At 68.1% G+C, this 14,071-nt stretch carries 13 protein-coding genes; 3 read left to right on the top strand and 10 right to left on the bottom strand.

Annotated features, from left to right (window positions below):
• On the bottom strand, positions 1–324 hold a 324-nt coding region (locus tag VIM19_09280), incomplete at its 3' end, for a hypothetical protein (protein HEY5185071.1).
• 689 nt (positions 325–1,013) lie between these two features.
• Complete coding sequence (locus VIM19_09285) at positions 1,014–1,385, bottom strand: hypothetical protein (GenBank protein HEY5185072.1); 372 nt, start codon at positions 1,383–1,385, stop codon at positions 1,014–1,016.
• 243 nt (positions 1,386–1,628) lie between these two features.
• On the opposite strand from VIM19_09285, the gene VIM19_09290 reads away from it, so the two are divergent.
• The 3 genes from VIM19_09290 to VIM19_09300 all read left to right on the top strand — a co-directional run bounded on the left by VIM19_09290 (position 1,629) and on the right by VIM19_09300 (position 3,986).
• Positions 1,629–2,132, top strand: coding sequence for a flavodoxin domain-containing protein (locus VIM19_09290; GenBank protein HEY5185073.1), 504 nt, complete (start codon positions 1,629–1,631; stop codon positions 2,130–2,132).
• Positions 2,133–2,976: 844 nt separating this feature from the next.
• Positions 2,977–3,561, top strand: coding sequence for a hypothetical protein (locus VIM19_09295; protein ID HEY5185074.1), 585 nt, complete (start codon positions 2,977–2,979; stop codon positions 3,559–3,561).
• Complete coding sequence (locus VIM19_09300) at positions 3,558–3,986, top strand: hypothetical protein (GenBank protein ID HEY5185075.1); 429 nt, start codon at positions 3,558–3,560, stop codon at positions 3,984–3,986. Before VIM19_09295 ends, VIM19_09300 begins: the two co-directional genes overlap by 4 nt.
• A gap of 147 nt (positions 3,987–4,133) precedes the next feature.
• Here the strand turns inward: VIM19_09300 and VIM19_09305 are convergent, their stop codons facing one another.
• From VIM19_09305 to VIM19_09340, 8 genes are all read right to left on the bottom strand, one after another.
• Positions 4,134–4,577, bottom strand: coding sequence for a hypothetical protein (locus VIM19_09305; GenBank protein HEY5185076.1), 444 nt, complete (start codon positions 4,575–4,577; stop codon positions 4,134–4,136).
• A 739-nt stretch (positions 4,578–5,316) separates the two neighbouring features.
• Positions 5,317–6,156 carry an alpha/beta hydrolase gene (locus VIM19_09310; protein ID HEY5185077.1) on the bottom strand — a complete coding sequence of 280 codons (840 nt, stop codon included), beginning with the start codon at positions 6,154–6,156 and terminating at the stop codon, positions 5,317–5,319.
• A 907-nt stretch (positions 6,157–7,063) separates the two neighbouring features.
• Positions 7,064–7,375, bottom strand: coding sequence for a hypothetical protein (locus VIM19_09315; protein ID HEY5185078.1), 312 nt, complete (start codon positions 7,373–7,375; stop codon positions 7,064–7,066).
• Between the two features lie 523 nt (positions 7,376–7,898).
• Positions 7,899–9,023 (bottom strand): glycosyltransferase, encoded by a 1,125-nt coding sequence (locus VIM19_09320; GenBank protein HEY5185079.1) that lies wholly within the window; start codon positions 9,021–9,023, stop codon positions 7,899–7,901.
• A 170-nt stretch (positions 9,024–9,193) separates the two neighbouring features.
• Entirely contained in the window at positions 9,194–9,643 is a 450-nt protein-coding gene (locus VIM19_09325; protein HEY5185080.1) for a hypothetical protein, read from the bottom strand.
• Positions 9,644–10,265: 622 nt separating this feature from the next.
• The gene (locus VIM19_09330) at positions 10,266–10,619 is read right to left on the bottom strand and encodes a hypothetical protein (GenBank protein HEY5185081.1); all 354 of its coding nucleotides are present in this window, start codon (positions 10,617–10,619) and stop codon (positions 10,266–10,268) included.
• Between the two features lie 392 nt (positions 10,620–11,011).
• Positions 11,012–13,201 carry a hypothetical protein gene (locus VIM19_09335; GenBank protein ID HEY5185082.1) on the bottom strand — a complete coding sequence of 730 codons (2,190 nt, stop codon included), beginning with the start codon at positions 13,199–13,201 and terminating at the stop codon, positions 11,012–11,014.
• Positions 13,202–13,539: 338 nt separating this feature from the next.
• Positions 13,540–14,071 (bottom strand): hypothetical protein (locus VIM19_09340; protein ID HEY5185083.1); only part of this gene is annotated, 532 nt, incomplete at its 5' end.

Consider the following 14,071-nt stretch of genomic DNA (forward strand, 5'->3'; position numbering starts at 1 on the left):
GGCAGGGCCCACGGCCCCCTCCCCGATCAGGCGTAGGCCCGCTTCGATCTGCTCGTGCCGAAGGGCCGCATGCGCCTCGCACACCCGCCGCCCGATGCCACGAGACACCAGCGCACCAAAGCAGGCGTGGACGTGCTCTCCATCGAGGAGCACCGGCCCGTCAAGGTCCGCCAGGGCGCACGTCCCGGTCACCGTTTCGGTCCAGTCGTCCGCGTCCGTGACACGGATCTCGCGGCGCAGCGTCCGAGACAGCAGGTCGCGTAGCACCAAGATCGCGTAGTCGTCGCGTGCAGGGCGTTCGATGTGAAGCGTGTACCTAGGCATGGGGTGCTCCTAGAGGGGGGAAGATGGCACCTGCGGTGTACATCGAGACCCGAGTCCTCTGAGCGACACCCTCCCCCTCCGGCCCCACCAGCGCAGTGTGCCGAAAGTCTCATCTACCCTCAGCGATCACCCGGTCACGCACCGAACCACCACGCTTGCCGCCGAAGGCAGCGATGCTGGCGCAGCAGCAGTGGTTCGTACGGATCTGACAACTGCCACCCAGCCGTTCGGGTCACCTCACCAGCCCGAAACGGCGTAGTTGACGCTCAACGGAACACCAACCACACCGTTCCTCGCTCGGCATTACGTGCGATCAGCGACTGGTGCACACCACCCCGATGCACTGAGGACTGGTCTTGTTGCCACGTGCGATGTTGCCGCCACCGTCGGTGACCCCAGCGACGTTGATGCCGTGGCCACCGTTGCTCAGAGCCGTGTTACCCGTCACGGTGACTCCGGTATCCGAGATGCCTGCGATGCCACCCTCCCCCACCGTTGCCGACCGCAGTGTTCCCGGAGATGTCGACCTGGCCATAGTTGCCCGAGAATGAGAGGCCCGCCCCAGCAGCCTGCTGACGTTGGGTGCGGTTCAGAGCCATGGCGTCCATCGTGCCGGGAACTAGCGGGGCCGGGAACCGTTGGTGATGAGGGAGTCGGGAAGCACGGCGCCGGTGGCGGCCGCTGCCCGTCTACGCGAGCAGGCCGAGCAGGAGCAGGATCGACGCCCCGGTGAAGACAACCGGGCACAGCCGATAGGCCAGGAAGTCGACCTTGAAGCCGGTGAAGAGCGAGATCAGCGACATCACGTTGAGCATGCCGAAGCAGAGCCAGTAGACGGTGTGGGACGCCGCGCTCGCAGGATCGACCAGGGTGACGCCAGCCACCAGGCAACCGATGAAGATCAGCGCCGCCCCTTCGACGATCCACTCCATCGTGATCACGCGACGGTTGTCGACCGAGATGTCTGCGAAGCCTCGTACCACGTTTCGGGTCGCGAACAGGTGCGCCACGCCCCAGGCCACAACCACGGCGGCCGCGAGGTAGTACAGCCAACTGCCCATAGGGCCATCGTCGCGCAGAACGGCCAGTCCTGCCCCCGGCTCTGGCCGTGGCAGCCGAACCCAAGACTGCTTCGTACGACCGGTGAAGCCGCGACCGCGCCGACCGCTCTCTCCTACTGCGGCAGCGGGAACGTGGCCCAGAACGGCCCGCAGCCGGACGATCCACCGTCACCGGTCGAGCCCGAGCCGACGATCGGCCCCTGCCAACATCTCCCGTTCATCTTCGACGGGGACGCTATCCGCATGGGAGGTGTCCTGGTCGTCTATGCCACCAAGCATGGATCGACGCGAGAGGTGGCTGAGGTGATCGCTGCGGTGCTTCGGGACGACGCGGTCACCGTGGACGTCCGTCCTGCTCGGGCGGTGCGGGGGTCGCTGGCCGGTTGGGATCTGGTCGTGCTGGGAGCCCCGCTGTACTCGGGGCGCTGGCACCGCGACGCCCACCGATTCCTCAAGCGGCATCGCGAGGAACTGCGGCGGGTTCCAGTCGCCGTGTTCGGGTTGGGACCACGAGAGGGAACTGACCAGGCCTGGCAGACCTCGCGATCTCAGTTGGACCGCGCGCTGAGCAAGCATGGGTGGCTGTCCCCGACCGCGTGCGCCCTGTTCGGCGGGGCCGACGCGCTGGACCGTGCCACGTCACATAGACGCGACTTGCGAGACTGGGCTGCCATCCAGGCTTGGGCCGACCAGATCGCCCAGCAGGCCAGAACCCCGCGCAAGCCCGCCGACGCGCCGGAACCCTAGGGGAGCCGGGCTGGCTCGACGCCTCTGAGTCGGGTCCTCACCGTTCGAGTCACCAGCAGGGGGATGAAGTCGCGTACCCGGGCGTCATCGTAGGCGTGGCTCTCGCGAACGACCAGCGCGTGGATCGTGTCGGCTGGCACAGAAGGGAACTCCGACGCCAGCGTGGCCTCGGCCGCATCCAGGCGACTCGCCGGGTCGACGACGAGGGAAGTCGTCATGCACCACACGCTGCCACTATGCGCACCGGCAGGCCCAGCGGGGACCCCTGAGTTCATCGATTGTTCACTTGGCACCCAACCGGAGACGATCAATGTCGACCAGGCCACCGTCCGCGCCAGAAGGGTTGCTCAACCCGGCACGGCCCTGCGGGTTCGGTATTAGTGGGAGGCGTGAGCGTCCTGGAGACTGTCGACCCGATGAGGTGTCTCCGTGGAGTTGTCTGCGCGCCACCAGTTGCCAGGCATGGTCAAATCGGTGAGGTGGGCACCGTCATGGCTGAGGTCGTCGTCGACGTGGGGCTGATCCATCGCCTTCAGTGCCAGCGGTGCACCCTCTAGCCGCCGCACTACCGCCGCGGCGACAGGGCCGTCCGCCGACGGGTCTCCGCGATTCACCGCGTCGAGCGCTCGCCGCAGCAGGTCAGCGGCCTCCCTGCGCTCCGCTCGGGTCATGGCCACTGCCGGACCTCCGGCCTGGGCTACTGACGGACGGGTTGTTGTGTGGTACTCATGCGCTAACAAACTCGGTCCCACACCCGGTTCCGGGGGGTAGTCGCACCATCCGTTGTTCCGAACGACTGACGCGGAGACCCATGAGTGACCAGGTGAAGGATTCACCGCCCCAGGTGGCTGGACTGCTGCCTGCCGAACGCCCGCTGCCACCCAGGACGATCATCCCCGTTCGGGGCCTGCCGATCGTCGCGGTGGTGCTGGTCGGCCTGGTCGCCGCGATCGCCACTGGGTCGCCGTGGGCACTGATGCTCTACCACGTGGCCGGGGGCGGGCTGTGGACCGGCATCGACTTGTTCGTCGGGTTCGTGGTAGGTCCCATTCTCGGGCGGTTGTCGATCCCCGCCCGTGCGGAGTTCTCCGCGAGGTTCATGCCGCTGATGGCGATCATCATGCCGACGCTGGTGGCGATGACGCTGGCCTCGGGCTTCCAGGTCGCGATCATTCTGGGCAACCTCGACCCGTCCAGCCCCAACCACACCTGGCTGCTGGCCTCGTTCATCGTCGTCGGCATCATGGCGACGATCGCCCTGGGCATCTTGGAGCCTGCGAACATCGCCGTGCTGTTCGAGATACGTAAGCCACAACCGAACGGTGAGGTGATCGCCCGGCTGATGCGCCGGTTCATCTACACCGCAGGAATCACCGGGGCGATGCAGGTCGCCACCCTCGTGATCATGACCCGGGTTGGTTCGCGGTGAGCGCCGCCGAGGCGACCACCCGCCCGGCACCGCAGGACCGGGTGTTTCCCCCGGTCGCGCCGTGTGTCGTCGTCTCCCTGGCGCTGGTGATCGTCGGCGGGATCTGGATGGCGTCGTACTTCCCGCGTCGTCCTCCGCTGGCACCGCCGACCGTGTTGTGGGCGCTAAGTGCCGCGCTGCTCGTGACTGGGTTCGTGCTGCTGGCCAGGGTCGCGGACTTCGCCTGGGCGGTGTTCGGTCTGGTGTGGCGGTGGGCGTTGCTGGCCTATGTGGTGACCGCCGGACTGATCGAGTTCGCCTTCGTCCACAACGGAGCCACAGGGGCACCCCTCGCACTCGTCACGGCGATGCTGGTGATCTTCGCGCTGGACGTCGCCACCGTCATCGCAGTCACCGTCGCCCGCTACCAGACCCCGCCGCCGTAGACCAAGACCCCTCTTGGATCAGCCCTTCTCTGATCGCCCCTGATCCATCGCGTCGAGCCCCGGCCGGGTGCGGCGCGAACTTCGCTGATCACGCGATGGCCGTTGTTGGACGCAAACAAGTCGGATCGACGAGCATGCCCGGCACGCTCACATGGGCGGTCGGCCCGAGAGCAGCGCGGCTGCGATGACGTCCCAGACCACGTCGTCGGGGTCGCCGTGACCTCGGGCAAGAACGGTGCCGTCACGGGTGACGACCAGCGCGTGCACGTCGTCGCCGCTCGGGATCGCCAGCGACCGCTGAAAGACGGTGACGTCGGAGTAGACCGTGATAGTGCGGGCCAGCACGTCAGGGTCACCGATGCCTGCCGTCATCCCACCATCGATGAAGCGACGCGCCGGCCGCCAACGGGTAGACAAGACCGGAACCTCGACCACAGCGACTGGGACCAGCCCGGTCTCACCTCGGGTGGTCGGCGGCACCCCGGCTGCAACCGCACGGTCGATCCACCGGTCCACCTGGGCCTGCTGCCACCGCTGGAACGCCACCACCGCCAGAGTCCGATCGGCCGGGAAGTCGGCAGGCAACGCCACCCGGACACCGAGGAGCGTGCGTCCATCCACGCACGGGAACCGCGCCAGGCTCCTAGCATCGTCGCGTTCGGCAGCAGGGTTCACTGGTTCATCGTCTCGCCCGGTGAAGGCGACTGCCAGCGCCGGAAGACCCGGTGGACGGCCCGAAGCACCCTTGATTGGGAACCCGGGTGTCAGGGCTCACGGTCCTGCGTTCTGGCCTTCAGCTTGACGGTGATCGAGCGCGTCGAACGCGACCAACGCCCCCGCCAGCCACCGCACGACCGCCACCGCGACGGCGCCGTCCGACGCCAGTTCTCTGCCCCGGCGGGTGTGGAGGTGTGGAGACCTCCACACCCGCAGGTCGGCGCGGGAGACATTGCCTCGGCCCACGCGGGGGCGATTGCCGTTGAGGGAGAGGTCTTTCTACTACTTCGTGCGGGGGAAGGTCGCACTCTCGCCCACGCGTGGGTGTGGAGCCTCCACACCTCCACACCTGCGTTCCCGGTGAGCGGCGTGCGGGCTGGTCGCTGTCGGGACAAGGTGTGCAACCACTTGAGTCGCTTCCCGGTACCCGGGCGGACTTCGACGCACGGCACTGGACAACAGCGTTTGGCTACCACGGCGGCACACCCTGAAGTCCCGTTTGCAGGGTTGACAACCACGCCGCCCGCACCGACCGGCCAGCACACACCGGTACATCGCTTCGTGGGTTCGACTGCGGCTCAGGGCCACGTGTCGATCTCCTGCGAACGGCGACTCAACCGGGTTGCGCACTGCCGCGGCCGCTACCGGCCTGGCTGCCTTCCAGGACCTCCCGCATCAGGTTCGCGGTCCGTGCTGGCTGGTCGATCATCACGAAGTGGGCGGCGTCGGGGACCGTCACGATACGGACCGTCGGGCACGCCTCGAGGCCGCGGCGCTCCCCGTCGGTGAGCCCGATCTCGTCGCGGTCGCCACGAACCACCCAGGCGTCGACCCCGGCGCCGCACAGTCGGGGAACCAGCGAGCCATACCGGTCCAGGTACTCGAAGTACTGCCGGACCATCCGGCGGCAGAACTGCGGGTCGTTGTCGCTCAACGCTGCGCCCAGCGCAGCGCTGCGGGCCGCAGGGAATCTGCCCTTCATGGCCGCCGCTAGCGCCTTCACCAGCGCCGCCCAGGCCAGGCCTCCCACCCCGGGAACGCGTCCGAGGCGGTCGAACAGGCGCAGGGCCTTCTCCTCGTCTCCGCGCGAGAAGGTCGCGGACAGCAGGACCACCGGGCCAGCGAACCGGCCCACCGCAGCCATCTCCAGCGCGACGTTCGCGCCCAGACTGTGCCCAACGACGACGTCAGCGTCGAGGTCGGAGGCGAGCGTACCCGCGAGGCTGGCGAAGCATTCCATGGAGGGGTCCGTGGGTGGCGCGGTTCTGCCGAACCCTGGCAGCGTCGCGGCGACGAGACGCGTCCGCCCATCGACCAGGCTCGGCTCCGCCATGAGGTCCTCGAAGAACGCTCCTGTGCAGAAGCCGCCGGGGAGCAGCAGGACGGTGCGGTCGGCGTGGGTAGGGCCCGACTCACGCAGGTCCCAGCCGGGGTAGGCGTCGGTAGTGGCCACAGCCGTTCCTCTCGCTAGGCGACCGACGTTAAGACCTGCGGGCCGGGCGACCAAGAGGAGTTCGTCCCTCTTGTCGTACAGCACCTGCTCACGCGGCGTGATCAGACTCCGGACCAGCCTCGGACCGGGCCGCCCGGTGCCGTGGGTTGGACGGCGCCTCCCCCCTCGCCTGGTCGGAACCCTGGGTCGTTGTCGTGTCGGCCAAACGAGATCTCCGCATCCGTGTCGCCAAGTCCCCGCCCGGCGCGGGTCCTTTCGAGTATTTCTGCTTGGCCACGAAGCCTGTTCGCTACGGCACCCGTAGTCGCGGTGTCCCTCTCGGCTTCTACTCGGAGAAGTCTGACTTTGCGTGATCGACCCGCGATCCCACCCGTCCTGAACGGGTTCGCTGAAGCCATGAGACCGACCCGAAGGGAGCCGCTCTCTCGAATCAGAGCCAGGAGTTCCTCTGCGCCGTCCGCGAGGCGCATCGCTTGAGGTGCCAGGACGGCAAGGTCCAACCTGCTTGGCTCCCGGCCCGCGTTCAAGTCCGCCAGGACCTCCGAAAGCGCAGCGTCATGTCCGTCAGTGTCCGCGACGAGCACTGCCATTCGCTCCTCGCACCACTTGAGGCGGTCCGCCATCCGGCAACGCGCCCTCTGCGGGATCCTCACTGGCGACCATCCCCTCCGGCGGTGGTGTTGAGCCTCTACCGGTGGCCGCCCGGGCACGAGTGATTGGCGAAGCCCGGTGACGTCGCCGTTTGCCGTCGCCGTCAACCGCGTCCCCGTCAGCGGTGACTTTGCCCCGCGCGGCGGCCTCTGCGCACTGGATTTCGCTCTGTGAGGTGCCGCGCCCGAGACTTGTGATCCCTTCGATGGCAGCCTTGAAGACGTTCATCGTGACCCCCTTCCGGGGGTTGCCTTGCTCAAAGCAAGGCACGGTGTTCCGCGCCCGGCGAACTAAACACCGCCTCCGGAGCCTCGCCTTTCGTGACAGGACCGCTAGCCCTGGTCTCGGCCTTCGGCCCGGCCCGGGCCACTGGCCGTCCGCGAACCAGGTCATGGGCGGGGGTGATCGTTGGCTTGGGCAGTTTGTCCGGGGCAACGATGCCGTGGTCCGCCATGACTTGGCCCAGAGCCGGGGCCAGGCGGGCGTCGCGGAATTCCTCGTAGTGCTGGGCGGACTCCCAGACGTCGACGACGCGGACACCTTCGGACGTCTCGGTGATCACGTGCACGATCAGACCGTCCGGCGGATTCTGCCGAACACCCAACGCCCTGGTGACCGCCTCCAGGGCCTCGCGGTTGACCGGAATGTCGTGAGTAAGCAGGACTGACATGGGCGTGGCCCTTTCGGTTGTACCGCCTGCCGGGGCGAGGCGTGGTGCCGCCGCGTCAGGGGTGCGGGGTCAGGGGTGCGGCGATGGCAACGAAGCCTCCACGGCGGTTCTCGCTGTCACCCATGAACTTCGGTGTCCGGAACTCTCGCCCTCCGGGACCCGATGGCGGGTCAGGCAGTGGGCTGTTCAACGGAAGCAGAGGACGTTGCCACCTTACGCGCAGCCCAGCCGACTGTCATGTCATCGAACCGGGGTCGTCAACGCCGGGCGGGTTGGACCTTGCCTGGCTCCAGGAGTCCCGCCACGTCCCGTTCTTCGTGGTCTCCCTGGAGGCGCCAACCCAAGCATCGTCCTGCGTCATCCGCTCAGGGAGCGTGCCTGGCTGACGGTTGAGGAGTCGGTCGCTGCCCGAGCGGTGTGACTAGCGGCGATAGGCGCGAATCATGCCCGCAACCTCGGCGGGGTCAGCCATCGTGGCGATCTCGTCGGCGGTGCGCAATGCGGCTTCGGCGAAGCGGGGCTCGCGGAGTACGGCGGACACGCTGTCGGTCACGGTCCTCGCGGAGAACTCGTCGGGACGCAAGACCACGGCCATTCCGGCGCGCTCGCACATCGCGGCATTGTCAAAGTTGTCCGCCCCCTGGGGAACGATGACCTGCGGAACTCCATGGGCCAGGGCGCCGAAGGTGGTACCGGCACCGCCGTGGTGGACGATCAGCGAGCAGGTTGGCAGCAGTTCCGCCTGGGCGATGAAGCGCTCGATCGTCGCGTTAGCAGGTACTGGCTGCAGTGCGGCCGGGTCCTGGTCCCCGCCGACGGTGACGACGACATCGACCGGCTGGTCGGCCAGACCGTCGAGGATCTCGCGGAAGACCTGCGTGTTGCCGTTGAAGAAGGTGCCGAGCGTGACGTAGACGACCGGTCGCACGCCTCGCGTGGCCAGTCGTTCCGGGCGCGGAGCGGGCCGAAGGGCCACAACGTCTCCGGCGGGGACCTTGCGCGCTTCCAGCGACGGGGGGCAGATCTGCACGGTCAGGTCCCGGTAGACACCGGCGTACCCGGGCACAACCCGGCCGAACGATCGCCAGATCGGAGAAACCGCGTCGTCGGCCAGGACGAAGATCTCGTGCGGCCACACCGGCCCGAACAGGTGGTGGACGCCAGGGACGCCGAGCAGGTCTGCGACCAACGGTCCGGCGAAAGCCAGGCTCTCGAACAGCACCAGGTCGGGGCCGAACTCATTCCCGGCAAGGACGACATCGTCGATCACGTCCGCGGTCCCGATCTCGGCGAACAACCGGGGCACGAAGTAGTGGTTGATACGCTCCGGCGCGATCCCGTCCCCAGGGTTGCCCCGGGTGCGCTCGCCCAGGCGTGCGAACCAGACGTCACTGTCGTTCCCGACCCGAAAGAACTCCGCTCCGGCCCGCTCCACCAGATGCGCCGTCACAAGACCGCTGGCCACCAGCACCTTGTCTCCGGCACCGACAAGGGCCCCGATCACCGGCAGCATAGGACTCAGGTGCCCGGTCAAGGGCGACGACACGACAAGGACCCTCATGCTCGGACACTAGGGGCAAACGAGCCGTCGCCGACGGCGATGCCTGCCAGATGGCTCGCGCCGCTCCGCCGCGAGCAGCCAGACACACCCATCGCCCGCGACACCCTGAGAAGCGAGCAATAGCGGCACATCGGCGGCGTAAGGGCGCCCTGGTTCTAGCGGAGCGTGATGATCGGACTCAGGCCATTGAGCGTGTCGTTCGGCCCGCTACCGCCATCAGTCATCTCGAAGGTGGAGGCATCAACGATTGTCAGGATGTCGCTCGTCGGCGTGGGAGTCGGGGCACCAGCTGGCCCGGTGTGCGGACAGGTGTACTTGCCGCCCGTGACCAGGATTGCCCAGACGGGTCGCTTGTCACCGACCAGTCCAACCTCCTGCATCGTCTTCACCGTGGCGACATCTCGGGTGCTCTTGGCGACCTGAACGTGCATGGCGGTGCCCGAGCACCCAGCCGCTTGCTCGTCGGCGATCGCCAGCAGACGGGTTCGAACGGAATCCTCGATCGCGTTGTTCGAGGCACTGGAAGTTGCACCAGACTGCGCTCCGCAAGCACTCAAGCCCACCATGACGAACGAGATTCCTGAGGCGGCCAACCGTCCGTTCATGCGAGTTGGACGCCCGTGTGCGAGGCGAAGTTCCATGCAAGGCCCTGCTCTGCAGGGCTTCGACGATCCGCCCCTGTCGGAGGTCACTCCGTCGCGGTGATCCGCCCCCGATCCTCGCCATGCCGCTGATCGATCGCGTCCAGCGCCATCGCCGCACCCTCCAGCCGCCGCACCGCCACTACCGCTGCCGGGCGCCGTCCGCCGTCAGGGCGCCGTGATCGACGGCGTCGAGGATCCGGTGCAGCAGGTCCGCCGCCGCACGACGCTCGGCGCGGGTCAGTGCCACGGGATCCATCGTGCCGGTCACCGAGTGCGCCGGATAGGTTCGACTGACATGTTGATGGCGAGGGCGTCGCGGCCCATCGATGGAGCGACGGTCCCCCAGGGTCGACCTCGGTCGCCACACAGAGATGCGCGCGGAGGAGCACCTGGAGGGGGCTCGTCCCTAGTCCTCCGGAACAACGGGGCCAGTGCCTCGTCGCAGAAAGCGAGTTGCTGCTCCTCGCTCATCTGGTCCCAGCCCCACGGGAAGGTCAAGTAGATCCGCTCCGCTGATGACGACGGTGGCGATGACGGTGCCAGCGACACGTCATCCGGTGCAGCGGTCGCGCCCGGCCCTCGTTCATCGGCTCACGACCGGGCCGCCACGGGCCGCGACGGACAGATTGAGGAACTCGTTCCCGAGTCGCGCCAAGTCGCGAAGTTCGGCGACGAACTGGCGACCGCGCTGACCGTCCACGGTGGCATCGAGTTCCTCCAGTCGCTCGCGCACCGCCCTCAAGCCGACGCCCGCCGCCTCTATGGCCGCAAGGTCGACCGAGAAGGACTGAACGGCTGCGTCTCGCGCACGCTCTGCCTGCCGTACCCGCTGCCTGTAGAGGACGTGCTGCTCACGTCCGAGGCGCCACTGCTCGCGGCCAGCACGGGCTCTCAAAAGGCCGCTCGCGATACCGAACTCTTCAGCGACCTGCCCCAACGTCGGGACGATCGGCTTGCCGGACTCGTCGATCTGGCCCTCACGTACATCGCCTTCGCGCCCGCCCAGTCGTGCCGACGCCGAGGGAGACGTCCGAGCGCGGCTGGATCGAGGTTGCCCCTCATCACGCCGACGGTCATGTGGACCTCCGCGAAGATCGTTCACCGCTCGCAAGTTGCTCGTTTCCCAGGGTACGGCGAGACCGTGCTCGGCCGTGTGGAGGTGTGGAGGCCTCCACACGGCCGAGTCGGCGCAAGATCCGCCGCGTGAGCCGACGCGTCGGCAATCTCCGTTGAGAGAGAGGTCTTTCTACTACTTCGTGCGGGGGAAGTTGCACACCCGCTCACGCGAGGGTGTGGGGGCTCCACACCTCCACACCCTCGCGTGGGCGGTCACCTCGATCTTCTCGGGATGCTCTGGCCCAGCGCAAACCGTTCCTCGTCGCCGACCTGAACGGTGACCAGCCATTCGCGCTCCACCGCGAGCAGCAGTGCTTCATCGAAGGACTCTCGGTCAGCGGAGGAGACGGCCCTTCGCAGACACTTCGACCGAGCGCAGGTGTGCCCGTCGCCCTTCTCCTCTTGGTGTCGACTGGCGAGCCGGAAGATCACCCTGGCGACACGCAGGACCCGATTGTCGGTGATCGACGCGTCGACTCGGACCGCCCGCTTGGCTGCTGCTGCGTCGCGGGACTCCGCTAAATGTGCCTGGCGTCCACGCAGGTGGGCGGACGCCTGTTCACGCACCCTGGTGGACTCGGCGGAGATCACCTTCGCCAGTCGCCAGTCCTCCGCAGTGATCTCCAGCACGGCCCCTGGTCGCAGCCAAGCCGCCAGAGTGGCTGCGACCTTCAGAGTGACCAGCATGGTGTGGGAGTCCAGGTTGCTCGCGTCCGGGTCAACCCGGTGGCGATGGACCTCCGACCGCACCTCCCGCCTAATCGCCTCGGGCATCTGCACGTCGTAGAAGTCGGGGTCCGCGCCCTCGGACAGGGGCTGGGCCGGGCCGGACCACGGGGGGACCGGCTCTGGCCAGGCGCCTCCGTCCAGCGGGATGTCCCCCTCGGCCGTCCCCCACAGCAGCCGCTGCGGCAGGCCGATACCCGCGAGGTCGAAGAACGTGTCGGTCACGTCGGGCTGGATGCCCAGGACCATCGCGAGCCGGTAGGTCAGCCCGCTGACCAGGACCGCCGCCTGGGCGCCATCGCCGTTCCGCTTGCTGTAGGAATGGCCGAGCGTCTCGCCGCTGAACGCCTTCAACAACACCTCGGCAAGGGTCGCACCGGCCCGGCTGATCTGGGAGTGCAGGGCGATCCCCTCCGGGTCCTTGACGAGCACCCGACTCCGGACCCGCTTGAACAGCCGACGCTTCTTGGGCCGGGTGCCGGAACCCTCGACGTCAACCTCGACCCACTCGTAGAAGGCCTGGCCAAGCCCCTCACCCGACCCCAGCGGGGTCGAGTAGACCGAGGCTGACGCGCTGTAGGCCCGCCAGGCGTCGGGGAGGTACCTCTCAGGGTCCCAGTTCTCCTCGGTGGTGCCGGTGAGGTCGACGGCCGCGCTCTGAGCGCTGGACTTGCCGGTGCCGGACTTGCCGAATGTGAGAGTCAGCAGGTTGAGCGACGCCCGGCTTCCGACGATGGGCGGCAGAGTCCACTTCGGGTCGATGCGGGAGTTGACCAGAGCCAGGACTGCGACCAGGAGAGACTCGGGGGTCAGCATCCGGGCCCAGGCCGCCTGTCGGATCAGGTCGAGCCGGTCGTCCGCCGTCCAAAACTCCTCAGTGAGCAGCGACTGGAGCGGGGTCGTCTCTGCCGTGGCGTGGATGATCGCGGTGACGCCGTCGTGGCCATGACCACCGAGTTCGCCCGCGAGGTCCGTCAGACTCTTGCCCGCCGCGATCCCCAAGCCATCGCCAAGGGCGGCCTCCACCTCGTTCACCGGGGTCGGCTGCCGGACGGTTGGTTCCTGGAGCAGTTGCAGGAATCGGGTGTGGAGGATGCGCTGAACGGAGTGGTAGTCGACCTCGGTCAGACACCCGTAGCGCCGGGCGCAGCCCAACCTCACAGCCTGGCTGAGCAGCCACTGGTGCCGCCCGCCCTTCGGGCGGTCGTCGGCCCAGCCCTCGATCATCGCAGTCGCGTAGCCGCAGGTCTCCTCCGCCCATGGCCACCCGGCGGGGTCGAACACCACCGCTTTGGCCCGGGCCGGTGGTACGGCCGGGATGCCCCTGGAGTCCAGGGCCTCGATCAGTTCAGCGACGTCGAGCCTGCTGTCGGTCCATTCGCTGACCACCACCCCAAGGGGTTGTTGGGGGTCCTTGAGGTTGCGGCTGCCCGGGGCCCTCAAGACGCGGGGCAGATCGAACACGTTGTCGACCGCCCCGGAGTGCTGACGAGCGACGTCCTCGACGAGCCCTCGCCACCGAGCCAGCAGAGCCTGGCCCTCGGCTCGCCTTTGGTCAGTGTCGAACTCCAGCGGCTCGGCCAGGACCCAGTAGGGGTGGAAGCCGTGCCCGGTCAGCACGACCGCCGTCGGCCTCATCCCCAGCGCCTGAGCCAGGCCGTCGATCGTCGCTTTCACCTGCGGCCATCCGCCCAACTTGGCGGGGTCGCAGTCCAGGTCCGCGTAGAGAGAGACAACCCCAGCGATATCCGACGCAGTCCCGCGCCCCGACGACCCGGGGGCCACCGGTTGGACCCCGAAGAAGACGTTCAAGTCGTCCTCGACGGCCGCCTGGATGGCCGCAACCGCATCGTCGACCCCGACCAACAACCTGGAACTCCATGGACTGGAACAACCGACCGTCGAGACGCTGGTCGAACCGAGCTGCACGTGATCGAGGGCACTCAGCAGCAGACGCGCGCCCTCCAGCCCCTGAACGCTCGTAACGGTGACCCTTCGGTCCGCTACCGGAGCGCTCACCGCGTCGTCCACCGCCCCGCGAGCAGCCTCCGGACGTCGTCCCGCAGGGTCATCTCGGCGGCGAACGCCCCGGACCGCGCAGACTCGTTGGGCAGCCATTCGCGCAGGGCCTCGGTGACGATTCGGTCCAACTCCCGCACGGGAACCTGGTCTGCCTCCGCCTTCCCGTCCTCGTCCACCTCGACCAGGCCGTCGGCTACCTGCCGCTCGGTCACGGCCAGCCGCACCACCGTCAGTCGGGTTCGCCCGGTGGGGTCCTCCAGGACCAGTGACTCGGCCCCGGAGCGGTACTGCCACCGCCCACGGGGCTGCGCGTCCTTTGGCGCCCAGGCGGCGATGTCCTCGGCCTGCGCGGAGAACGCCCATCGCCCGTGCTTGTCGTAGTCGCCGACCTGCAAGGCGACCGTAGGCGTCTCGCGCTCAGCGATCCGCTCCGCTGCGGCCATCTTCGGCTTGAGCCCGGCGAACCCGCCAGCCGGGTATACCGGCACCCCGAACTTCCCGGCCTGCCGGGCGAGCCTTGGCCCG

This window comes from Actinomycetes bacterium, assembly GCA_036510875.1.
GTDB lineage: Bacteria > Actinomycetota > Actinomycetes > Prado026 > Prado026 > DATCDE01.

Coding starts and splice junctions, on each gene's coding strand:
- VIM19_09285 (HEY5185072.1), bottom strand. CDS start 1,385: ATGGGCAGTTGGCTGTACTACCTCGCGGCCGCCGTGGTTGTGGCCTGG.
- VIM19_09290 (HEY5185073.1), top strand. CDS start 1,629: ATGGGAGGTGTCCTGGTCGTCTATGCCACCAAGCATGGATCGACGCGA.
- VIM19_09325 (HEY5185080.1), bottom strand. CDS start 9,643: ATGAACGGACGGTTGGCCGCCTCAGGAATCTCGTTCGTCATGGTGGGC.